Origin of the sequence: Pseudomonas sp. F9001 (genome assembly GCF_013385435.1) — a bacterium.
Taxonomy (GTDB): domain Bacteria; phylum Pseudomonadota; class Gammaproteobacteria; order Pseudomonadales; family Pseudomonadaceae; genus Aquipseudomonas.
Genome location: NZ_JACAPX010000023.1, coordinates 23,103 through 45,752 on the forward strand (window position 1 = coordinate 23,103; position 22,650 = coordinate 45,752).

Below are 22,650 nucleotides of genomic sequence, written 5' to 3' on the forward strand. Positions count from 1 at the left end.
TTTGATCTTGATCTTAGGCGCTAGCCTAAGCGAGGTGCCGAGTGGTGGGGCAAGAGCGTTATCGATTGTTCCCATGCTCCGCGTGGGAATGCCGCCCCGGACGCTCTGCGTCCCGCCGCCAATGTGAGGTTGAAGTTCTGCACGAGTTGATGCGGGGTGTCACGGTATGCATTCCTACGCAGAGCATGGGAACAATCAAACGTCCAGGTGATCATCTTTGGGACTTTCCGGGTAAGCGCTGCCACCACCACTTCAAGTCACGTTTGACAGGAAGTGCTAACGCATGGAGGAAAAGACAGATAAATGCGAGCCAACCAACCGACTCGTAGTTATTAATGATTTCCGGGTGATGCCCGAAGTACAAGAAATTATCAAATTTAACGATGTCCATGTGTACGCTCATAAAAAGCATGTTTACCCCCAGGCCTAGCAGGAGCTTGGTGTAACCAATATTTTTGCTGGAAAGGATCACTTTGAGGCTGTACGCAAATAGAATGCCGAATACCGAAAAAATCAAGAAAGCTAAAATAATCAATTTTTTGTCTCTTGATATAAGTTCTTTAGCGTTAAGACGTCTGCGCCTGCTTCAAATGCCAATGAAGTTGGCCCCATGGTCTTGTATGCTCGTATTTTGTCCGTATTGAGATACCTAAATAAACGCCAGGCATCTGGTTTTAACACGTGCCTTGTAACGCTGTAGGCAGAAAGCCCAATATCAACAGAGCCATATGCCATATTCGCTTCACGCTCGCCATATCCCATCGCAGATAACGCCGAGTGATACCCCTTGCGCAATAGTCTTCTTACCTTGTTCAACATCCCTGACAATACTGCGCGCGTAATAAGCAACCTCCCGGTTGAATATGGACCGTGTTATCCCATCCTTGAGATGCCGCGCACTGATCGCACAGGCGTGATTCGTCAGCTTTGCTGCGGCTTGACTAACTTCCCACAGTTCATGAAACGTTGGCGTCGATGGTTCTTGATTTAGTTTCATAGATCGGTCTCGGGCCATGAACTGTAGCCACTGGTACCGGCCAGATGGTGAGTCCAGATGATTTCCCGATACCGGATGGAGAGATGCTCTTGTGCATCTATATCGTGCATCAGTACTGCGTGGGGCACGTCAAGGGAAAGGTCCGCGATGATGCAACCCCGTAGGTCAACGGTGTAGTACTTCTGGTGTTGGCCAAACTGAGAAATACGGTAGAAATGGATGATGCAGTTAAGCTCTTCTCTTTTGGAAAGTGCCATCGCCAACAGAGGTGAAGCTTTATCGACGTTTTTTGTAATGACCACTGGCCCATGAGTCGCAGCTCTGACATTCCCTTCATTGAGCATGTTGTGGTTATAGGACATCACCATTATTTCGTCGCGATGCCCTTCCTGGCATTTGTTACCGATAGAGTCTTGTGTAGAGCAGCCTGCGGAAATAAGACCCTGGGTTTTTCCGTTGATAGTCATGTAACCGTGGTTAGCCATAAAGAAGCATCCTGATCTATTGGTTTTCAGAATACAAAAAATGGCAAATAGGAAATATCGGAAGATTCTCTTTGAAGTGTGTGAGCAATATGTAGGATTTTTCTCTAATGGAGGGGCGGGTCTAGTTGAAATCGAATAGATCCACCCCGTTGTGTTTTTTCCTCTTTAACGTAGTTGGTTGTGTGTTGCGCCGTATTGATCAAGGGTGCTATCGACCAATAACTGAATCCCCTCCAACATCCGGCAAATCCCCAACGCCGCACTCCGGGACGGCCCATCGATTTCAAATGCCAGATTCGTAGCTAACACCTGCACCGACGCCAAGTCCTCCGATGCATTGACCAACAACGTCTCCGCGTCCAACCCTTCACGCACGACAAAAAGCCTGGAGCTCTCGTCAGGCGAATCAGGTTCAGAAGAGGGATTCAGATAATGATTAATCGCCCGATGAGCAGCCGCGTGAAGCGAGGGTGAATCGAGTGGCGGGTTTGGACTGTCTTTGATCATGACGACGCTCCTAGAGTAATGGAGCCGCCACCCATCGCTGCGAAACGACAATCGGGTGGCAGCTGTACGCAGGTTCGCAGACCGGGACTCTAGGCACCCGGCATACCCGAAGGTATCCCGCGCACAGCCGCCATAACATCAGGCATAAAAAAGCGCCCGCTATCTTGTGGTGGACGCTGTGCGTCTAGAGTTTACCCGGGCTGCGAAACCCGGTCGCTGAATTTGCAGCGACCACCGAAGAGTAGGGAGCCATCTTCTGAGCGACAACCCTAAAAAGCTGTCGGAAATTTCCGGGTGTTAACCCGCGACCATCAGCGCTTGCCACTCACCTCATACCGGCTTTGAACAAACCCATTATCCGACGCATACGTGCCGATATGCCGAAGCTCATGCTCGCCACCCAACTGGCTGAACAAGGGGATCCCCTGGCCCAGCACAACCGGAATACGCGTGATGATCATCTCGTCGATCAAACCCGCCTCAAGAAACTGCTGAATCGTCTGGCCGCCGTCGATATACAGGTGTTTCATCCCGCGCTCGGCTAACTCGGCCACGAGGGCGTTCACATCCTGGCTCACGACCTCAACCTTGCCCTTCAAATGTGCAGGTAGCTCAAGCGGCTGATGAGAGAGCGCAAACACCGGAAAACCCTCATAGGGCCACTCCGGAAAGGACAACACTTTTTCCAGGGTCTTGCGGCCCATCACCAGCGCATCCACGCTGGCGATGAAGTGTTCATAGGTCACGCCGTTCAATTCGGCGCCTTCGTACTCAGGGCGATGAAGCCACTCGATATCACCATCTGGCCTGGCAATAAAGCCGTCGACGCTGGCTGCGATAAAGACCGAACATTTGCTATCCATGGGGCGTGAAACTCCTTTTCTGTGTGCTTGAAAATATCGACTGTCATGGGTCGGCAACGCGAATGTTAATTTAATCTTCCGATGCAATAAGCGAGCATTGCCAAAAATCACCGTGGGTACCCGGCGCAGGCCGGTGTGCCTTTTCGTATTGCGAGGATCTATGCGCCGTTGGTTAATCCGCTACCGTTACGCGATCATTTTCTGGCTGTGCTTCGGGGTTTTCCGCACCTCCCTGGCTGACTGGAATCCCATCCCGTCCGGTTCCATGCGCCCGACGTTGCTTGAGGGCGATGTGGTGCTGGTCAATCGCGTTGCGTACGACCTCAAATTGCCCCTCACTGATATTTCCCTGGCGAGACTGGATAACCCCCAGCGCGGAGATGTCGTCACGTTCTCCTCGCCCAAGGACGGCACGCGCTTGATCAAACGCATTGTCGGTATCCCCGGCGATACCCTGGAAATGCGCGACGAGGTGTTGTGGGTCAACGGTACGCCGGCCACCTACAGTAATGGGCAGGACATCAGCGAGCCCATCGCGCCTGGCCAAACAGTTCCGGGGATCAAGGTGACGGAGCGTGCGAACAGCAGCCAGCGCACGGTGCAGTTCATGCCGACAGTACGGGCGCTGCGCGATTTCGGCCCGGTGGTGGTGCCTGCCGACAGTTACTTCATGCTGGGCGACAATCGCGATAACAGCGATGACTCCCGCTATATCGGGTTTGTGCCGCGTCGGCTGTTGATCGGGCATGCGCACCATATCCTGGCGTCAGCGCAGATCCTGGACCACTGGATGCCACGATTGGGTCGATTTGGCGCGCCGATCCTGTAGTGGGCTGATCACGCGTTTGCGCTCAGCGCCCGCAGTGCAAAACCCGCAATGCGCTCCAGCTGCTCAGTGGTGGCGCCGCCCTTGCTGGCGACTTTCATGCCGCTGAGGGTGGCCATCAGAAAATCACACGCGCCCGAGCGATCGGTGCCGACGGTCAATTCGCCTTGTTCCTGCGCACGCTCCAGCGTCTGTTCGAATGCATTGCGCAAGCGTTCGGCGCTGTGGGCGGTGAGTTGATTGATCTCATCATCTTCCAGGCCGAACTCGCAGATGGCATTGACGCCCATGCAACCCGCCGTTCCTTCCCGCAGGGCGCGGGTGGCGAAGGATTGCAGGGTGTCGTGCAGTGCCTGCAGCGGGGTCGGGCCCTGGTTCAGGCGCTCGATCAAGTCGTCGACGCCGGTGCGCTGATACTCGGCCATCGCCAGCAGGTACAGCTGACGTTTGTCGCCAAAGGTGTTGTACATGCTCTGGCGGCTCAGTCCCATGGCCTGCATCAGTTCTTCAGTCGAGGCCGCGGCAAAACCCTTGTCGCAGAAAACCCGGATGGCCTCGCGCAGCACCTGGTCGCGGTCGAATGCTCTGGGTCTTGCCATGGTTACCTCGGGGGAAATTGCAGGTGAAGGCTCAGGCCAGGTAGCCGCCATCGATGGTCATGCTTGTGCCGGTGACAAATGCCGCTTCTTCGGACGCGAGATAAGCAACCATGCCGGCAACATCGTCGGCGGTGCCCACGCGGCCCAAGGGGATCAGGCTTTTGATCATGTCCGTATGGGGCCCGTCTGCCGGGTTCATGTCGGTGCTGGTCGGGCCCGGCTGCACGTTGTTGACGGTGATGCCGCGCGGCGCGAAATCAATCGCCAGGCCGCGGATCATACCGGCGATCGCCGACTTCGTCATGCTATAGACGCTGGAGCCCGGGAAGCCCGAACGTTGGGCGACCACGCTGCCGACGGTGATTATTCGGTCACCCGTGTGCATCACCGCCGAGCTGGCCTTGGCCGCCGCAAACGTGGCCCGCACATTGACCGCAAACATTCGGTCGAAGTCTTCCAGGCTGAAGGTGTCGACGGTGCCCATCAGCAGGATCCCGGCGTTGTTGACCAGGATATTCAAGGCGCCGAAATGCTCGACAGTGGCCGCGACCGCACGTTCTATTGCCGCCACATCGGCGCTGTCGGCCTGAATCGCCAAGGCTTTTCCGCCCTTGCTTTCGATCAGGCCAACCAGCGCTTGCGCCTTGTCGGCAGAGGAGGAATAGGTAAACGCGACCGCTGCACCTTCAATTGAAAGCCGGCGGACAATCGCTTCGCCGATACCGCGGGAACCGCCGGTGACCAGGGCGACTTTGTGGTTGAAGCGAGGGGTGTGAGCTGTCATGGGGGAGGCCTGAGGTTTAGTGGATTAAATAATCCACTAAACCGTACCAGCCTGGAAATACTTAGCCAAGCTGTTTTTGGATTAATTAATCCTTAACTGCCGGATGTGCTCTCGAATCCTTCATCAGACGCCGGTCATTTCAGGTCGCTGTAGGTCAACCTGAACTCCGACAGCGCCGGGTGCTCGGTTTTCCACTGGCGGCCATACGCCTTGGCTGTTTCCATTTCTTCGGCAGTCAGCGCGCTGGCCAGTTGTTGCAGGTAGCCTGCGGCATCGGCGTGCCGTGGGTTTTGCCGGGTACTGTCCATGACCAGCCAGTAGAGCCCATAGGCGTGGATTTTGTTCTCGGGGTAGTGATAGCGGTTGGTGCCACTTTCATCGATATCGAACCCGCCGAGCGCACCGGCATAGGTCATGACGCCATCAAGGTCATTCAGCGCCAGCCGTTTTTCCAGGTGTATGCGCTGGTAGGAGAGGTTGCGGTAGTAGGTCTGCATGTTGGCCAGCCACTTCATCGCTGGCGGGAAGCCCTTGAAGGCCGCATACCTGAGCATGGAGTCGCGGTTGTCACTGGCCTCCGGGTTTTTGTCGTACAACAGCGCCGCAATGTAATAGGCCTCGGCGCAGCCGGCATCACCTGCCTTTCTCAGCCACGAGCGATCTTTGGTCAGTTCATACAGCTGCAGCATCGCTGCGCCGTCGCCAGCATCGGCACCTGCCTGGGCGAGGGTCTTGGCCTTGGCCAGGTTGGTTTCGCCACCCAGGCGCATCAGGGCGTACACATGATCCTGGGCAGCGGCCAGGCGGTACCACGCCTGGGCCTCGGGGTCGACACTGCCGACCCGGCGCCGGATGGCTTCGCCCAGGGCGTATTGGGACGGCGCATCGCCGGCCGAGGCGGAGATGGTCAGGTGGATTTCGCACTCTTCGAATTCACCGAGTTGATACAACTCGAGACCCCGCTGCTTGGCTGCCTGTTGCTGGCTCGTCAAATGTGAAATCAGCGCATTCAGCGAGTTGAGCAAATCAAACAGCGTGGTCAGTGCATCGGAATGGGTATACATGATCATTACCTGTATCGGGATACGTTGTCCGATAAAGGTAGGTGGAGCGGTGGGGCCCCAGGTGACAGATAGTTATCGGCAGGAGCGCTACCTTTCCCGCGCTCTGGGCAACCCCTCAAGCGCTACGGCTGCCACGTATTGCCTGGTCCAGAAACAACGCCGCATTCGCCACGGCCTGCATGCCTTCGGGCAAGATTGCCGCAAACAAATGCCAGACATGAAACATCCCGGGCCAAACCTCCAGCGACACGCGTACCCGGTTTTCCCCCAGGTGGGTGGCCAGGCGCATGGCGTCGCTGAGCATGACTTCGTTTTCGCCGATCTGCACCAGAATGGGCGGCAATCCCCGGACGTCCGCGAACACCGGCGATGCATCGGGATCATTCGGCAGCGCGCCATTGAGAAACGCTTTTGCAAGCAGCGTCAGCCCCAGGCGGGAGGCTTGCGGGTCGAGGCCGTCACGGTTGTCGATGGAGGCGCCGGTGTGTTCCAGGTTGGCCCACGGCGACAAGGCGGCGCCCCCGGCGGGCAGTGGCAGGCCTGCGTTGCGGGCCTTGACCATCACCGACACCACCATTGCGCCGCCGGCCGAATCGCCCGAGAACACGATGGACCTGGGGTCATTGCCCTGGTCGAGCAGCCAGCGATAAGCCTGCAACGTGTCATCAATAGGTACGGGGAACGGATGCTCGGGCGCCAGGCGGTAGTCGGGCAGGTAGACTTTTGCACCCAGCAGTTTTGCGAAGTGGCCGGCAAGGCCCAGGTAGCCCCGCGGGCTGCCGCCGACATAACCACCGCCGTGGATGTAAAGCAGCACCCGGTCACCCTCAAACCCATCCGGCACGACCATCATGCCCGGTACGCCACCCATATCGACGTCACAAAAGCTGACACCGGCGGGAATCGGATGGGAACAAAGCACCTGCTCATAAGCCTTGCGCTGCTCATTGAGGGTGAGGGTGGTTTCCTGGCCCGTGAGAAATGGGCCGAAGTCAGCGGCGCAGGCAACCCACGCGTCGAGATGGGCCTGGACAAGGGGAGTGAATGCCATGGGGGAGAACCTCATAAAGTGATCCCGATACCGGGATTAGCGATTGAGGTTCTATTTTATGGATTCTATTGGAGAACGAATTTCACCACTGCGGCGCCTGTGGGGATCAGCTGCCACTGTCAGTGCGACGGCTGCTGACTTCAGCCGGCACATCATCCCCGGCCATGCGCTTGCGGAACAACGCGGTGCGTGCCAGCAGCAATGTGGTCACCGGCACTGTGATCGACAGCAGGATCGGGATCAACCAACCGTGCAACACCGGCCCGGACTTGAGCACCGAAAAGTAGATGATCGAGGCCAGCGCCACACACCAGGCGCCCAAGGTCGAGGCCAACGCCGGCGGGTGCATGCGCTGGAAGAAGTCTTTCATCCGCAACAACCCAATCGCCCCAATCAGCGCAAACAGGCTGCTAAGCACCAACAATACCGCGACGATCACTTCAACCCACAGCGGCAACACATCGACATTGATCATTCGATCACCTCCCCACGCAGCAGGAATTTCGCCAGGGCAAACGACCCCACAAAACCAAACAGCGCAATCAACAGCGCCGCTTCAAAATACGTGTCACTGGCATACCGAATACCCAGCACCAGCATCATCAGCATGGCCAGGATGTACAGGTAATCCAGCGCCAGGACCCGGTCCTGGGCCGACGGGCCTTTGAACAGGCGCACCAGGGTCAGCACCATGGCCAGGGAGAACAGGAACAGGCTGAACAGGATCGCATTGGAGAGCAGGGCGCTCATTCGAAGATCTCCATCAGGGGCCGTTCGTAGGCGTGTTTGAAGTGCTCGATAAACTGCGCTTCGTCATCCAGGTCGAACACGTGAATCAGCAGGACGCTGCGGTCCAGGGCCAGTTCCGACCATACGGTGCCCGGCGTCACGCTGGTGATCATCGCCAGCACGGCCAGGCCGTTGGCATCCCGCAGGTCCAGGGGGATCTTGATAAAGCGCGAACGCGGGGGGCGCGAGCCGCAGGTCAGGATGCCCCAGGCCACGGCGAGGTTGGAGATGATCACGTCACGCCCCACCAGGAAGAACAAACGGATGATCACCCCCGGGCGGCGGATGCGAATCGGCAGCGGGCGCAGCGGCGCCATCATCAGCGGTGCGGCAAAGCCGAGGATTGCCCCCAGCAGCAGGTTGCCGGGGCTGACGGACAGGTTCAGCACCAGCCACAACAACCACAATGCCAATGACAGCCACGGGGCAGGGAACAGGCGCTTCATGGCTGCACCTCCAGGGCGGCGGCCTTGGCTTCAGGGCTCGGCACCGGACGCGTCGCCATGACCGCCATCACATAGTGTTCCGGGTTGTTCAGGCTCTCGGCGGCCGCCTGGGTATAGCGCATCAGCGGCTCGGCCTTGAACGTCAGGGCGATGCTCAGGCCCAGCAGGAAGAAAATCGGCACGCATTCGAAGCGGCGCAGCAGCGGCGATGGACGTTCTTCCGGGGTCCAGAAGCGCTGGATGCCGAGGCGGGCGAAGGCGATCAGCGAAGCCAGGCCGGAGAAGATCAGCAGTGCCACCAGGCCCCATGCGGCCGGACGCACCGGTTCGTCGATGGCATTGCCCAGGCCCATCGGGTTGATCAAGGCGCTGAGCAGGCTGAGCTTGCCGATAAACCCGGACAGCGGCGGCATGCCGATGATCAGCAGGGCGCAGGCGATAAAACTCAGGCCGAGGAACGCCACCGTCCAGGGAATCACCTGGCCGACCACGGCTTTCTGTTCATCGTCGAGGTTGGTGCCGGGCGGTGGATGCAGGGATTCCATGGCCTTGGGCAGGGCTTCGATTTCGTCGTCCAGGGGCATGTCGTTGGCCGAGCGCGAACGCTCGATCAATTCGGCCAGCAGGAACAGCGCGCTCAGCGCCAGGGTGGAACTGACCAGATAAAACAGCGCCCCGGCGGTCAGGCTTGGCTGGGCAAAACCCACCGCCGACAGCAGGATCCCGGCGGACACCAGAATGCTCAGGCTGGCCATGCGTTCCAGGCGTTGCGCGGCAATCATCGCCAGCGCCGCGCAGACGATGGTCGCCATGCCGCCGTAGATCAGCCAGTCGCCACCGAACAGCGCCGAGGCGCCCGCCTGGCCGGAGAACAGCAGGTTCCACAGACGCAGCACGGTGTACACGCCGACCTTGGTCATGATCGCAAACATCGCCGCCACTGGCGCACTGGCCGAGGAGTAGGCAGGCGCCAGCCAGAAGTTCAGCGGCCACATTCCGGCCTTGGCCAGGAAGGCGACGGCGAGGATGCCCGCACCGGCATGCAGCAGGCCGCGATCGGCTTCCGGCACCAGGGGGATTTTCAGTGCCAGGTCGGCAAAGTTCAGGGTACCGGTGACGCCATAGATCAGCGCCGCGCCAATCAGGAACAAGGTCGAGGCCAGCAGGTTGATCGAGATGTAATGCAGCCCCGCCGACACCCGCGCCCGGCCGGAACCGTGGAGCATCAGGCCGTAGGACGCCGCCAGCAGCACTTCGAAAAACACGAACAGGTTGAACAGGTCGGCGGTCAGGAAGGCGCCATACAGGCCCATCAGCTGAATCTGGAACAGCGCATGGAAACTGGTGCCGGCCCGATCCCAACGGGCCATGGCGAACAGCAGGGCGCTGACGCCAATGATCCCGGTGAGCACCAGCATCATCGCCGAGAGTTGGTCCACCACCAGCACGATGCCGAACGGCACCTGCCAGTTGCCCGGCAGGTACACACCGATGGAGCCGGGGCCGCCTTTCTGGGTCCAGTACAGCAACAGCACGGCGATGCCCAGGCCCACCATGCTGGAGAACAGGTTGATCCGCGCCTTGAGCGGGCGGTGCTTCTCGCCGAGCATCAGCATCAGCGCGGCGGTCAGCAACGGCAGCAGGATCGGCGCGATGATCAGTTGATTCATCCAGGTCATTCCTTGGGCTCCCGGCCGTCCACATGGTCAGTGCCGGTCAGGCCCCGGGATGCCAGCAGCACCACCAGGAACAGTGCGGTCATGGCGAAGCTGATCACGATCGCCGTCAGCACCAGGGCCTGGGGCAGCGGATCGGTGTAGTTGAGCAAGTCTTGCGGCACGCCATCCTTGATGATCGGCTCCTTGCCGATAAACAGGCTGCCCATGCTGAAGATGAACAGGTTGACCCCGTAGGAGAGCAGGCACAGGCCCATCACCACCTGGAACGTCCGTGGCCGCAGGATCAGCCAGACGCCGGAGGCCGCCAGGACCCCAATGGCAATTGCGATGACTTCTTCCATCAGGCGGCTCCTCCTGGGCTGGCAACGGCTTTCGCCTGGTTGCTGGGTTTATGGGCGCGCACCGATTGGTGGCCCAGGGCGGTGAGCATCAGCAAGGTCGAGCCGACCACCATGGCGTACACACCGACGTCGAAGAACAGCGCGCTGGCGACGTGGATGTCCCCGAGCACCGGCAGGCTGAAGTGCCAGGTGTGCGTGGTGAGGAACGGGTAGCCGGCGAGCAGTGCGCCCAGCCCGGTCAGGGTTGCCGACAACAAGCCAAAACCCATCCAGCGCATCGGCCGCAGGCTCATCTGCGCCTCGACCCACTGGGTACCGGCGACCATGTATTGCAGGATGAACGCGACGGACATCACCAGACCGGCGACAAACCCGCCGCCCGGTTGGTTGTGCCCACGCATGAACAGGTAGAACGAGACAACCAGGGCAATCGGCAGCAGCAGGCGCACCAGCACCGCCGGCACCATCATGAAGCCCAGGGCGGTGTCGCTGGCCTGGCGCGGGTTGATCAGGTCGGTGGCCACGTCGGGTGCCAGTTGGCGCTGTTGCGCGGGCAGTTCCATGCTTTCCTTCGACGGGCGGAAGCGGCGCAGCAGGGCGTAGACGGTCAGCGCCACGGCGCCGAGCACGGTGATTTCTCCCAGGGTGTCGAAGCCCCGGAAGTCCACCAGCATCACGTTCACCACATTGCTGCCACCGCCTTCTGGCAGGGCACGGCTGAGGTAGAAGGAGGAGATGTCGTTGGGCGTCTGGCGGGTCAGCATCGCGTAGGAGAGCAGCGCCATGCCGCCACCGACCACGGTGGACAGGAGGAAGTCCCGCAGGCGGCGGATGCGTGCCTTGCGCAGCGAGCTGGGCAGTGGGGAAACTTCTTCGATCCGCCGTGGCAGCCAGCGCAGGCCCAGCAGGATCAGCACGGTGGTGACCACTTCCACCACCAGTTGCGTCAGCGCCAGGTCTGGCGCCGAGAACCAGACGAAGGTCACGCAGGTCACCATCCCGCACACGCTGACCATGGTCAGGGCTGCCAGCCGGTGATACTTGGCTTGCCAGGCGGCGCCCAGGGCGCAGGCGATTGCCAGCAGCCACAGGGTGACGAACACGATGGAGCCCGGGATCTTCGGCCGGTCGCCCCAACTGATGCCGCTGTAGAGCATCGGGATCAACCCGGCGATCACCGCCGCCAGCACCAGCAGGAACAGCTGGGTTTGCAGGCGCTTGGTGCTGATGCGTTTTTCGATCTTGCGCACCCCGCGCATCATCACCACCAGGCAGCGCTCGAAGCCGCGCTTGCCGTTGAAGTAGCTGATGATCGGCGGGTATTTGAAACGGCCCAGCTTGAGTTGCTTGCGCAGCAGCAGATAGAGCACCACGCCGCCGGACATGGCCACCAGGCTCATGATCATCGGCGCGTTCCAGCCGTGCCAGATGGCGAGGCTGTATTCCGGCAGTTCGCCGCCGACTACTGGCAGGGCCGCTGCGGCGAGGATCGAACCGACCACCTGGGCCGGGAAAATCCCCACCAGCAGGCAGGTAAACACCAGCAACTCCACCGGCGCACGCATCCAGCGTGGCGGCTCGTGCGGGGTGTGGGGCAGGTTGGTGGCCTTGGGGCCGAAGAACACATCCACGGTAAAGCGCAGGGCATAGGCCACGCTGAAGGTACCGGCGATGGTGGCGATGACCGGCAGGGCGATTTCCACCCAGGCGGTGGCGGAGATGAACACGGTCTCGGCGAAGAACATTTCCTTGGACAGGAAACCGTTGAGCAGCGGCACGCCGGCCATGGACGCACTGGCGACCATCGCCAGGGTGGCGGTAAACGGAATCAGCTTGAACAGGCCGCTGAGCTTGCGGATGTCACGGGTGCCGCTTTCGTGGTCGATGATCCCCGCCGCCATGAACAGCGACGCCTTGAAAGTGGCGTGGTTAAGGATATGGAATACGGCGGCGACAGCGGCCAGCGGGCTGTTGAGGCCCAGCAGCAAGGTGATCAGCCCGAGGTGGCTGATGGTGGAGTAGGCCAGCAGGCCCTTGAGATCGTTCTGGAACATGGCGCAATAAGCGCCGAGCAGCAGGGTAATGGCGCCGGCACCGCCGACAATCCAGAACCACTCTTCGCTGCCGGACAGCGACGGCCACAGGCGGGCCAGCAGGAACACGCCGGCCTTCACCATCGTTGCCGAGTGCAGGTAGGCCGACACCGGCGTCGGTGCAGCCATGGCGTGGGGCAGCCAGAAGTGGAAGGGGAATTGCGCGCTTTTGCTCAGGGCGCCGATCAGCACCAGGGCGAGCATGATCGGGTACAACGAATGGGCACGGATCTGATCACCGGCAGCCAGGACCTGGTCCAGGTCGTAGCTGCCGACGATATGCCCGAGCAGCATCACCCCCGCCAGCAGGCACAAGCCGCCTGCGCCGGTGACCATCAGCGCCATATAGGCGCCACGCCGGGCATCGGCGCGGTGGTGCCAGTAGCCGATCAGCAGGAACGAGAACAGGCTGGTGAGTTCCCAGAAAAACACGATCTGGATCAGGTTGCCGGAGATCACCAGGCCGAGCATCGCACCCATGAAGGCCAGGAAAAACGCGAAGAAGCGCGGCACCGGGTCTTCCGGCGACATGTAATACCGGGCGTACAGCGACACCAGGGTCCCGATGCCCAGCACCAGCATCGAGAACAACCAGGCAAAACCGTCCATGCGCAATACGAAGTTCAGCCCGAGGCTGGGCAACCACATGAATTCTTCACGTATCACGCCACCATGGGCGATCTGGGGGTACAGCAGGGCGACTTGAACCGTCCCGACCAGGGCCACAAGGCCGGCCAGCAGGGACTCTGTGTTGCGTGCGTTGTGCGGCAGCAAGGCCGCCAGACAGCTGCCGATAAAAGGCAGAAGCAGTAGAACTATCAGGGACATAGGCTTCTAATCTGCGGGAGTTTGGGATGCATCATACGTGCCGGAATCTTGATCACCAAACGGCAAGATGTGGCAGGATCCTACAAGGTAGGCTGAAAAAGGCTGTTTGGCATTGTTTCAATGCCCGTATCCAGGACAGGTATGCTGTTCAAAGGTTTTTTTCAGCCTGTTGCATAAGGACGTGTGATGACCCAGCGATTGCTCCACCTTGACCATGTCGCCTGCAGCCTGCCGGATGGACGCAGCCTGTTCGACAACCTGAACCATGCCTTCAGCGCCCGGGCGACCGGCCTCGTGGGGGCCAACGGGACTGGCAAGTCCTTGCTGGGCGCAATGCTCGCCGGCACCCTGCAGCCCACCCGCGGGCATGTGCGCCGTGAGGGCAGTGTGTACGCGGTGACGCAACTGCTGGAGCCCGAACACTATCCCAGCGTGGCGGCGCTGGCGGGTGTCGACCAAGTGCTGGCGGCGTTGGCGCGCATCGCCGAGGGCAGCGTGGACGAACACGACCATGCACTGGCCGTTGATCAATGGGATTGCGCGCCTCGACTGGCGGCGGCCCTGGAACAAATCGGCCTGGGGCACTTGACTGCCGACTCGCCAACCGCGGCCCTCAGTGGCGGCGAACGCCAGCGCGTCGCTTTGCTGGGCGCCTGGTTGTCGAGGGCAGACTGGTTGATCCTCGATGAGCCCAGCAACCACCTGGACATTGATCAGCAGCACAAGCTTGCCCAGCAGATTGATCGCTGGTCCGGCGGCCTGGTGCTGATCAGCCATGATCGCGGGCTGCTGGAGCACATGGACGAGATTGTCGAACTGTCGCCCAAGGGCTTGGCGGTGTACGGCGGTAACTACAGCCACTACGCGGCGACACGGGAGCAAGAGCAGCAGGCGTTCCAGTCGGCGTTGCAGGGGGAGCGCGCGCACGCCAAACGTGAGCAGCGTGAAGCGGTTATCCAGATGGAGCGTCAGCAGCGCCGCAATGCCCGGGGCGACCGCCAGGCCCGGGATGGCAACCAGACCAAACTGATCACCAACGCCCAGAAAGAGCGCAGTGAAAACAGCCAGGGCAAGTTGCGCCTCAATCAGCAGCTGGCGCGTGAGCAGCAACAGCAGCGGATCGCCGAGGCGCGTGCGCGGTGTGCGCCCGAGATCCAGCGCATGATGCTGTCGCCGGAAAGCGTGGTGCCCCAGGGCAAGCTGGTGTTGCAACTCAACGAGGTGGTGCTGCCGTTTGGCAGCCGCGCACCGATCAATCTCACCCTGACCGGCCCGATGCGCATGGCGATCCTGGGAGCCAATGGCAGTGGCAAGTCGACCCTGCTGCGGGTGATTGCCGGCCAGTTGCCGGTGGCTGCCGGTGAGTTGGCGCGCAGTTGCCATATCGGCTGGCTGGACCAACACGCCGGGCTGGAGCACCCCGAGCGCACGGCGGTGCAATGGCTTTACGAAAGTAATCCGCTACTGGCGCAAAGCGAAGCGCGTACACGGCTGGCGCAAATGGGCATCGATGCCGACCGGGCGGTCCTCGATACGCGCCAACTGAGCGGCGGCGAGCGTCTGAAAATTGCCCTGGCCGCACAGCTCTACGCCGAGCATCCGCCGCAATTGTTGTTGCTGGACGAACCCGACAACCATCTGGACTTGCCCAGCCGGATTGCCCTGGAGCAAATGCTCAATCAGTACCAGGGCGCGCTGATCGTGGTGTCCCATGACGAGGCGTTCCTGCAGGCCATCAACCTGGACGGTGAGTTGCGCCTCTGAGGCCGCTTAACCCTGGTTTTCATGTTCCAGTTCGGCCTGGGGCTCGGCGAGCCGCTGCCGGCGGGTTTTCATCTCACTGACAATCACCGCCGCCACGATCAACGCCGCGCCCACCATGGCAATCGGCGGGAAGCGCTCCCCGGCAATCCGCCCGACTACGCCGGCCCACACCGGCTCCCCGGCATAAATCAGCGTGGCGCGAGTCGGCGAGACGCTTTTCTGCGCCCAGTTCATCGCCACCTGAATCACCGCGCTGGTCAGCCCCAGGCCCACCGCGCTGAACAGCAGCAACCAGGAAAACCCCGGCAGCGCCTCGCCCATCGGCACCACCATCAGGAACGACAGCACCGACGCCGTGGCCAGTTGCACCACCGTTACCCGGCGTACATCCACCTGCCCGGCAAAGGCGCTGATCAGGATGATCTCGGCGGCAATTGCTACCGCACCGATCAACGTGGCGATTTCACCGGGGCTGAAATTCAATGATGCCCCGGCCGGGCCGGTCAGCAGCATCAGCCCGGTAAACGCGAGCATGATGCCGATGCTCGGCATCAACCCCGGCCGCCGTCCCAGTACCAGCCATTGCAGCAGCGGTACGAATGGCACATACAGCGCAGTAATAAATGCCGACTGGCTGCTCAGGATCGTCTGCAAGCCAATGGTCTGCAAACCGTAGCCGAACATGATCGCCACACCGATAAAGCAGCCAGCCTTCAATTCAAACAGCGTCAGGTTCCGCAGGCTGCGGAATGAGAACGCCCCGACGATGAGCGCCGCTGCAGCAAAACGCAGGCCGACGAAAAACATCGGGCCGCTGACCACCATGGCGTGCTGCACCAGCAAAAAGGTGCCGCCCCAAAACATGGTGATCACCACCAATACACATTCGGCTTTGCTGAAACGGGAAAACAATGGGGAGGTGGTCATGGCGGCTCGGTCTTGCACAGGAAGGGCGCGGACCGCACAATGCGCCGCAAGCTGGGCAGTATACTGCGCAACCCCACCCTGTGAGCAATATAGTGCACAAAGAAAATCCGCAACGGGCCTCGGTCCTGCAACACGTCAGCCAGAACGTTCGGCGCCTGCGCCATGCGGCTGAGTTGAGCCAGACGGCGCTGTCCGAAAAATCCGGCGTCAGCCGGCGCATGCTGGTGGCAATCGAGGCGGGGGAGAAAAACGTCAGCCTGTCGACCCTCGACCGGGTGGCCGAAGCCCTGGACGTGGCCTTCAGCGACTTGATCCAGGCCCCGGATGCCGCTGATCACAGCCGTATCAACGAACTGGCCTGGGCCGGTGACATCCCCGGCAGCAAAGCCGTGCTGCTGGCCAAGGCCACCGCGCGTCGCGAGGTGGAACTATGGGAGATGCGCCTGGAGCCCGGCGATCGCTACATGCCTGAACCGGACCCCGAGGGTTGGAGCGTGCAGTTGTTTGTGTTCGAAGGCACCCTGACGCTGGTGCTGGGGGATGAGGAAAAAAACGTCGCCACCGGTGAGTTCCTGATGTTCGCCAGCCGCTACCTTCACGCCTATCGCAATGACGGCGACGTGGCGGTGCGGTTTGTGCGCAACGTGGTGATTTAAGACTCTTGGCTTTGAGTGTTGTCAACTGTCAGATTTCACAGCTTACATCAGCGTTGGATTGAATCTAGTGTGGGAGTTACTGCTCAGAGAACTGGCTCAATCGGAGCGCGGGCGGAAGGGGCAGTTGGCTTCACTAAATGGAGAGCACACTGATGACAGCGCAAGACTCAAAGCACATCAAGAGTAGTGACTTGCTTCCCCGTCCACGCATTAATCCCTCTCACGGGAACCATGTGAATTATCCCGAGATGCAGGGTGGGCAAGCCTCGATCATTATTCCCGCGTACCCGGGCCTGGCCATTGGGCAAACAATCAGGTGGACGGTCAGGGGGAACGGCTTGCTGTTTGGTCACATCGAGGTAGAGTCGCTGGAGCACCAATACAAAGATGTTGTGAACGGTATTGTCTTCCGCCGTGAGGTGGTGGAGGCAAAATATAGCGTGCGTCAAGATGGACATGACGAGCGTCTTTCTGACCACAGTTTTTATATCGTGAACGACCGTCCTGCCGACGCCTGAGTGGTAGTGAGTTGGCTTTCAATACCGAAGTCAGTGTCGCCGGTATTGAAAGCCACCACGGGGCCTTGCTCCCGGATGATCAACTGTTGGCAGCGCAACAGTGGTTGGACACTTTGCTGTTTTGACCCGCCAACGATTTCCCTGATATACCGGCAACCCGCTGATTTCATTGCACATTGCATTCGGGCACGACTCCTGCAATCACTCCAGTATCTCTCTGGAGCCTGGAGTCGGCCCATGTCAGCCCAACCCCTACAACCTGCCCACATCATCCGTTCGGACGCCGAGGCCATTGCGGTTGCCACCGAGTTGGCCAAGCGTTTTGCCGTGGACGCCGGCGTGCGCGACCGCGAGCGACGCCTGCCGGTGGCCGAGCTGGATGAATTCTCTGCCAGCGGCCTGTGGGGCATCACCATTCCCAAGGCCTACGGCGGCGCGGAAGTGTCCTATGTGACGGTGGCCGAGGTGATCAAGCTGATCTCCGCCGCCGACCCGTCCCTGGGGCAGATTCCGCAGAACCACCTGGGCGTCGTCGACATCCTCCTGCAAACCGCCAGCGAGGAGCAAAAGCAGCACTACTTCGCCAAGGTCCTGCTGGGCTATCGGTTCGGCAATGCCTTCTCCGAAGCCAAGAGCAAGAACGCCGGCACGTTTGACACACAAGTGCGCTTTGACGGCGACAGTGCGTACATCAACGGCGAGAAGTTCTACTGCACCGGCGCACTGTTCGCCCATATCGTGCCGACGGTGGGCGTCAACGAAAAGGACCAGGCGTTCATCGCCTTTGTCGAACGGGACGCGCCGGGCCTGCAAGTGATCGACAGCTGGGACGGCTTCGGCCAGCGCACCACCGCCAGCGGCGGCGTGACCCTCGACGGTGTGAAGGTGCCGCTGAGTGCGGTGATCCCCGCGCACCAGGCCTTCGACCAACCCACCGCCAACGGCCCGATTTCGCAGATCATCCAGGCGGCCGTCGACACCGGCATCGCCCTCGGGGCCCTGGAACAAGCCAAGATTCATGCACGCCAGGCCCGGCCCTGGATCGACAGCCAGCAGGATCACGGCTGGCAAGACCCGTTCACCATCGCCGCCATCGGCGACCTGGAATGGCGGGTCCACGGCACCGAAGCGATCCTCGCCAAGGCCGGCATTGCCGTCGACCAGGCCCTGGCCAACCCCAACGAAGACACCGTGGCCAATGCCTCGTTGGTCGTCGCCCAGGCCAAAGTGCTGTCGGCGGAAACCGCCTTGCTCGCCAGCAGCAAACTCTTCGAACTGGCCGGCACCCGCTCGGTGTCCGGCAAGCACAACCTCGACCGCTTCTGGCGCAACGCACGTACCCACACCCTGCACGACCCGGCCCGCTGGAAATACCACCTGATCGGCAACTTCGTGCTCAACGGCGTCAAGCCCGCACGCCATGCCTGGAACTGAGGAGCTGCATCCATGACCGCACTGAATCAGGCGCGCCAACTGCTGGAAAGCACCCGGCGCTTTGTCGAGAAAAGTGATGACCCCTACGTGATCAGCCGCTTTGGCGATTTGCAGATTCGCGTGGAGGTAGCGGCTGCTTTGTTTGAGCGTGCCGAAACCCACCCAGGCCCGGTGGCCCTCACAGAAGCCCAGATAGCGGCTGCCGAGGCCCTCATCGCTGTCAGCAACGCCGAATTCGAACTCACCGGCCAGCGTACTGCGCTGCCGCCGACCCTTGATGATCCCCTGCGCTGGAAATACCAGATTGTCGGCAACTACCACCTCAACGGTGTCGCCCCCCGGAGTAACGTTTAATGCCTCGTGAAATCCGTTTGAATGCCTTCGACATGAACTGTGTCGGCCACCAGTCGCCGGGCCTGTGGGCCCACCCGCGTGACCGCTCATGGCAGTACAAGGACCTGGAATATTGGACCGACCTGGCAAAAATTCTCGAGCGCGGCAAGTTCGACGGCCTGTTCATCGCCGACGTGCTGGGCATCTACGACGTCTATAACGGCAACGGTGACGCAGCGATTCGCCAGGCGACCCAGGTGCCGGTCAACGACCCGCTGTCGCTGATCGCACCCATGGCGCTGGTCACCGAACACCTGGGTTTTGGCCTCACCGCTTCACTGTCCTTCGAACACCCGTACCCGTTCGCCCGGCGCCTTTCCACCCTCGACCACCTGACCAAGGGCCGCGTCGGCTGGAACATCGTCACCTCGTACCTGGAAAGCGGCGCGAAGAACCTCGGCCAGAAAGCCCAGACCGAACACGATGCGCGCTACGACTACGCCGAGGAATACCTGGAGGTTTGCTACAAGCTCTGGGAAGGCAGCTGGGAAGAGGGCGCGGTGTTGCGCGACCGCGAACGGCGGATCTTCAGCGACCCGAGCAAGATCCACGAGATCCGCCACGTCGGCAAACACTTCCAGGTGCCCGGCATTCACCTGTGCGAACCGTCGCCACAACGCACGCCGGTGCTGTACCAGGCCGGGGCGTCGAGCCGTGGCAAACAGTTCGCCGCCGAACAGGCCGAATGCGTGTTCGTTGCCGCACCGTCGAAAGTGCTGCTGAAGAAAACCGTTGCCGATATCCGCCGCCGTGCGGCCGAGGCGGGGCGTGACCCGAAGAAAATCCTGATCTTCAACTTGCAGACGGTGATCGTTGGCGAGACCGATGCCAAGGCCAAGGCCAAATTCGACGAATACAAATCCTATGTCAGCTACGAAGGCGCGATGGCCCTGATCTCCGGCTGGACCGGCATCGACTTCAGCCAGTTCAAGCCCGATGAACCCCTCAAGCATGTGCATACCAACGCCATTCAATCGGCGGTGGAAGCCTTCTCCACTGCCGACCCGAACAAGGTCTGGACCCCGAATGAACTGGCAGACTGGGTGGGCATCGGCGGCTTCGGCCCGTTGTTCGTCGGCGGCCCGGAAACCGTGGCCGATCTGTTGCAGGAATGGGTTGAAGAGACCGATGTGGACGGCTTCAACCTGGCCTATGCACTGACCCACGAGACCTTTATCGACGCGGTCGAGTTACTGGTGCCGGAGTTGCAGAAGCGCGGCGTGTACAAGACCGAATATGCCCAGGGCACCCTGCGGGAGAAATTGTTTGGGGACGGCGCGCGGTTGGCGGACAACCATCCGGGGGCCAGCTATCGTGATTTGTCGGGTGTACATAAAACAAATGTGAGAGCGGGCTTGCTCGCGAATGCGGACTGACATTCAGCATTGATGTTGCCTGACGCACCGTTTTCGCGAGCGAGTCGAGCCGTCCCACCGCCGCCCACATAAATCCGGCCAGCGGACCACCGCATGCTTGTTTCACCAATAGGAGCATCACCCTATGAGCGTGCATGAACTTGAACTTGCGCTGGATGTGGAATGGCCCGCCGAACGGGTTACGGTGTTGCCCGAGGCGTTGGCGCAGTTGCGCCATTGGGCACAGGTGACCCCGTTGCACAGCGCCCTGCGCCACAAGCGTGACGGCCAGTGGTATGCCTGGCGGTGGATCGATGCGTTGCGGGATGTCGAGCGCCTGGCTGATGGCTTGCGTCAGCAGGGCTTTACCGAGCAGTCGCGGCTGGCCCTCAGCGGTGCCTTCGAACCCGGCCTATTGCTGCTGGCCCTGGCCGCCCAGGTGATCGGTGGCCAGATCCTGACCCTGGCGGATGACCTCGAGCCCGCTGCCCTGCAGCAACAAGTGTGGCGCATCCGGCCTACCCACGCGTATGTCCCTGGGCTCCAGCCGTTGGCGATGGTGCGACGGATCGACCCTGTGGACACCTCACAACGGCTCTGTCGCTGGTGGCAGCCTTCGGGCAAGACCGAATTGTGGAGCGGGGAAAGCACCCACTGGCAAGGCGGCCTGGCGACGGTGCTGGAGCAATGGCTGATTAGCGGCCAGAGCCTGGGCTTCCCGCAGTCGCGCTGAACTAGGCGTCCCGGGTCGATGTGCTGGATACTGCACGGGGCGATTTTTACCACAACCATTCAGGCAGACAGTAAGGGCGCAATTTCATGAGTGAAACCGAACGCGGACAGGCGACGAGCGCCATTCGCAACGCCGATGTGCTGATTGTCGGCGGCGGCCTGAGCGGGACGATGCTGGCGGTGCAGTTGCTGCGCCTGCCGGGCACGCGGCAGATCCTGGTGATCGAGCCGCGCCAGGAACTGGGGCGCGGCGAGGCCTACAGTGCGGTAGAGCTTGGGCACACCTTGAACGGCAACGCCGCGCGCATGAGCGTCGACCCGGACAACGCCGATGACCTGACCCAGTGGCTGACCGCCTACATCGCCGGCGGCGGCTGGCCCGAGTCGGACCAGCAGCACGTGCCCATCAGCGAACTGTTTCCGCCCCGCGGGATTTTTGGCCTGTACGCGCAGCAGCGGCTGGCCGAGGCCAAGGCGATCTCCGCGTCGACCGTCGAGCACATTCGCGCCGAGGTGACAGACCTTGAGGTGGATGAACACGCCACGCGGCTGACCTTGAGCGACGGCCAGCAACTGCGCGGTGCCTGTGCGGTATTGGCCACCGGCATGTTCCCGGCGGCACGCACGCCACAGACCGAATCCAGCGGCTTGAATGCCGCTGCCGTCGACCCGTGGGATGTACCGGCCATGACCCAACTGGACCCGCAATCCACCGTGCTGATCATCGGTTCCGGGCTGACCATGGTGGACGCCGTGGTGTCCCTGGAACAGGCCGGCCATCGCGGGCCCATCGAGATTTTTTCGCGCCACGGCCTGTTGCCCCATGTCCGTCGGCAGCCGCCGGCCTGGGTCGACTTCCTGGGAGAAGACCACAGCCTGCGCAGCCCCCGGCAATTGCTGCGGGAGGTGCGGCGCCAATGCCGGCTCGCGCTGGAGCAGGGGATTGACTGGCAAGCGCCGCTGGACACCGTGCGTGCCAACATCGGGCGGTTGTGGAGCCAGGCCAGCGAGGGCGAGAAACGTCAGTTCGTGCGGCATGTGCGGCCCTGGTGGGAAAGCCACCACCACCGTTCGCCGCCGTTGAGTGCCGAGTTGGTGGCGCGGTTGCATGGGGAAGGGCGGCTGCGGATCCGGGCGGCTTCGTACAAGGGGCTGGTGCCTTCGCAAGGTGAGGTGACGATCCGCCTGCGTCATCGTGGAGAGCAGGATGTGGTGCAGGTGTCGGGGGCAGCGCTGATCAACTCCAGCGGGATTGAATATGACTGGCGGCGCGTGGCCCGGCCGTTGCCCAGGCAGTTGCTCAAGCGCGGGCTGATTCAGCCCGGGCCGTTGGCGTTGGGGATTGCGGCGGATGTGTCGGGGGCGGTGCTGGATGCCCACGGGAATGTCAGCCGGCGGCTGTTTGCCATGGGCCCGCCGTTGCGCGGGATGTGGTGGGAAAGTACCGCAGTGACGGATGTCGCGATTCAGGCCAAGGCGCTGGCCGCGAGGTTGGCACACCTCTAAATCTAATGTGGGA

General features: G+C 61.2%; 24 protein-coding genes and 1 pseudogene. 9 read left to right on the plus strand and 16 right to left on the minus strand.

Annotated features, from left to right (window positions below; all coding sequences use genetic code 11):
- Positions 1 to 211: 211 nt before the first annotated feature.
- From HX818_RS21535 to HX818_RS21555, 5 genes are all read right to left on the minus strand, one after another.
- Positions 212 to 535, minus strand: coding sequence for a hypothetical protein (locus tag HX818_RS21535; RefSeq protein ID WP_003211775.1), 324 nt, complete (start codon positions 533 to 535; stop codon positions 212 to 214).
- Entirely contained in the window at positions 532 to 819 is a 288-nt protein-coding gene (locus HX818_RS31285) for a DUF4225 domain-containing protein (protein WP_238544216.1), read from the minus strand. The genes HX818_RS21535 and HX818_RS31285 overlap by 4 nt, the downstream gene beginning before the upstream one ends.
- A gap of 174 nt (positions 820 to 993) precedes the next feature.
- Positions 994 to 1,482 carry an Hcp family type VI secretion system effector gene (locus tag HX818_RS21545; protein WP_003211770.1) on the minus strand — a complete coding sequence of 163 codons (489 nt, stop codon included), beginning with the start codon at positions 1,480 to 1,482 and terminating at the stop codon, positions 994 to 996.
- 165 nt (positions 1,483 to 1,647) lie between these two features.
- Positions 1,648 to 1,989 (minus strand): DUF6124 family protein, encoded by a 342-nt coding sequence (locus HX818_RS21550; protein ID WP_134326987.1) that lies wholly within the window; start codon positions 1,987 to 1,989, stop codon positions 1,648 to 1,650.
- A gap of 311 nt (positions 1,990 to 2,300) precedes the next feature.
- Complete coding sequence (locus tag HX818_RS21555) at positions 2,301 to 2,852, minus strand: dihydrofolate reductase family protein (RefSeq protein WP_177020709.1); 552 nt, start codon at positions 2,850 to 2,852, stop codon at positions 2,301 to 2,303.
- Between the two features lie 160 nt (positions 2,853 to 3,012).
- Between HX818_RS21555 and lepB the strand changes: the two genes are divergently transcribed.
- Complete coding sequence (gene lepB, locus HX818_RS21560) at positions 3,013 to 3,681, plus strand: signal peptidase I (protein ID WP_008432435.1); 669 nt, start codon at positions 3,013 to 3,015, stop codon at positions 3,679 to 3,681.
- Between the two features lie 8 nt (positions 3,682 to 3,689).
- Here lepB and HX818_RS21565 read toward each other — a convergent pair whose 3' ends face one another.
- The 10 genes from HX818_RS21565 to HX818_RS21610 all read right to left on the minus strand — a co-directional run bounded on the left by HX818_RS21565 (position 3,690) and on the right by HX818_RS21610 (position 13,352).
- Positions 3,690 to 4,277 (minus strand): TetR/AcrR family transcriptional regulator, encoded by a 588-nt coding sequence (locus HX818_RS21565; RefSeq protein WP_023658972.1) that lies wholly within the window; start codon positions 4,275 to 4,277, stop codon positions 3,690 to 3,692.
- 31 nt (positions 4,278 to 4,308) lie between these two features.
- Positions 4,309 to 5,061, minus strand: coding sequence for a 3-oxoacyl-ACP reductase family protein (locus HX818_RS21570; RefSeq protein ID WP_087694801.1), 753 nt, complete (start codon positions 5,059 to 5,061; stop codon positions 4,309 to 4,311).
- Between the two features lie 134 nt (positions 5,062 to 5,195).
- On the minus strand, positions 5,196 to 6,125 hold the full coding sequence (locus HX818_RS21575) for a sel1 repeat family protein (protein WP_177020710.1): 930 nt from the start codon (positions 6,123 to 6,125) through the stop codon (positions 5,196 to 5,198).
- A gap of 115 nt (positions 6,126 to 6,240) precedes the next feature.
- Positions 6,241 to 7,176: an alpha/beta hydrolase gene (locus HX818_RS21580; RefSeq protein WP_003211755.1), complete on the minus strand. Its 936-nt coding sequence runs from the start codon at positions 7,174 to 7,176 to the stop codon at positions 6,241 to 6,243.
- A gap of 106 nt (positions 7,177 to 7,282) precedes the next feature.
- Positions 7,283 to 7,651, minus strand: a complete 369-nt coding sequence (locus HX818_RS21585; protein ID WP_003211753.1) for a Na+/H+ antiporter subunit G — start codon at positions 7,649 to 7,651, stop codon at positions 7,283 to 7,285.
- Positions 7,648 to 7,926, minus strand: a complete 279-nt coding sequence (locus HX818_RS21590) for a K+/H+ antiporter subunit F (RefSeq protein WP_003211751.1) — start codon at positions 7,924 to 7,926, stop codon at positions 7,648 to 7,650. Before HX818_RS21590 ends, HX818_RS21585 begins: the two co-directional genes overlap by 4 nt.
- Positions 7,923 to 8,411: a Na+/H+ antiporter subunit E gene (locus tag HX818_RS21595; RefSeq protein ID WP_003211750.1), complete on the minus strand. Its 489-nt coding sequence runs from the start codon at positions 8,409 to 8,411 to the stop codon at positions 7,923 to 7,925. Before HX818_RS21595 ends, HX818_RS21590 begins: the two co-directional genes overlap by 4 nt.
- The gene (locus HX818_RS21600) at positions 8,408 to 10,090 is read right to left on the minus strand and encodes a monovalent cation/H+ antiporter subunit D (RefSeq protein WP_003211748.1); all 1,683 of its coding nucleotides are present in this window, start codon (positions 10,088 to 10,090) and stop codon (positions 8,408 to 8,410) included. Before HX818_RS21600 ends, HX818_RS21595 begins: the two co-directional genes overlap by 4 nt.
- Positions 10,087 to 10,431 (minus strand): Na+/H+ antiporter subunit C, encoded by a 345-nt coding sequence (locus HX818_RS21605; RefSeq protein ID WP_003192163.1) that lies wholly within the window; start codon positions 10,429 to 10,431, stop codon positions 10,087 to 10,089. Before HX818_RS21605 ends, HX818_RS21600 begins: the two co-directional genes overlap by 4 nt.
- Positions 10,431 to 13,352, minus strand: coding sequence for a monovalent cation/H+ antiporter subunit A (locus HX818_RS21610; RefSeq protein ID WP_003211746.1), 2,922 nt, complete (start codon positions 13,350 to 13,352; stop codon positions 10,431 to 10,433). The genes HX818_RS21605 and HX818_RS21610 overlap by 1 nt, the downstream gene beginning before the upstream one ends.
- A gap of 186 nt (positions 13,353 to 13,538) precedes the next feature.
- Between HX818_RS21610 and HX818_RS21615 the strand changes: the two genes are divergently transcribed.
- On the plus strand, positions 13,539 to 15,116 hold the full coding sequence (locus tag HX818_RS21615) for an ABC-F family ATP-binding cassette domain-containing protein (protein ID WP_177020711.1): 1,578 nt from the start codon (positions 13,539 to 13,541) through the stop codon (positions 15,114 to 15,116).
- Between the two features lie 6 nt (positions 15,117 to 15,122).
- On the opposite strand, the gene HX818_RS21620 is transcribed toward HX818_RS21615, so the two are convergent.
- Complete coding sequence (locus tag HX818_RS21620) at positions 15,123 to 16,043, minus strand: DMT family transporter (protein ID WP_177020712.1); 921 nt, start codon at positions 16,041 to 16,043, stop codon at positions 15,123 to 15,125.
- A gap of 92 nt (positions 16,044 to 16,135) precedes the next feature.
- On the opposite strand from HX818_RS21620, the gene HX818_RS21625 reads away from it, so the two are divergent.
- The 7 genes and pseudogenes from HX818_RS21625 (at position 16,136) to HX818_RS21655 (ending at position 22,637) form a co-directional block, all read left to right on the plus strand.
- Positions 16,136 to 16,699 carry a helix-turn-helix domain-containing protein gene (locus tag HX818_RS21625; RefSeq protein ID WP_003211741.1) on the plus strand — a complete coding sequence of 188 codons (564 nt, stop codon included), beginning with the start codon at positions 16,136 to 16,138 and terminating at the stop codon, positions 16,697 to 16,699.
- Between the two features lie 152 nt (positions 16,700 to 16,851).
- On the plus strand, positions 16,852 to 17,217 hold the full coding sequence (locus HX818_RS21630) for a hypothetical protein (RefSeq protein ID WP_177020713.1): 366 nt from the start codon (positions 16,852 to 16,854) through the stop codon (positions 17,215 to 17,217).
- Positions 17,218 to 17,454: 237 nt separating this feature from the next.
- A complete protein-coding gene (locus HX818_RS21635; RefSeq protein WP_087694804.1) occupies positions 17,455 to 18,651 on the plus strand; it encodes an SfnB family sulfur acquisition oxidoreductase in 1,197 nt (398 codons plus the stop codon).
- Positions 18,652 to 18,663: 12 nt separating this feature from the next.
- Complete coding sequence (locus HX818_RS21640) at positions 18,664 to 19,005, plus strand: hypothetical protein (protein ID WP_003211737.1); 342 nt, start codon at positions 18,664 to 18,666, stop codon at positions 19,003 to 19,005.
- Positions 19,005 to 20,420 (plus strand): LLM class flavin-dependent oxidoreductase, encoded by a 1,416-nt coding sequence (locus tag HX818_RS21645; RefSeq protein WP_177020714.1) that lies wholly within the window; start codon positions 19,005 to 19,007, stop codon positions 20,418 to 20,420. The genes HX818_RS21640 and HX818_RS21645 overlap by 1 nt, the downstream gene beginning before the upstream one ends.
- Before the next feature lie 124 nt (positions 20,421 to 20,544).
- Positions 20,545 to 21,126 (plus strand): annotated as a pseudogene (locus HX818_RS21650) (AMP-binding protein); the annotation flags it as partial.
- Positions 21,127 to 21,218: 92 nt separating this feature from the next.
- The gene (locus HX818_RS21655) at positions 21,219 to 22,637 is read left to right on the plus strand and encodes an FAD/NAD(P)-binding protein (protein ID WP_003211731.1); all 1,419 of its coding nucleotides are present in this window, start codon (positions 21,219 to 21,221) and stop codon (positions 22,635 to 22,637) included.
- Positions 22,638 to 22,650: the final 13 nt, after the last annotated feature.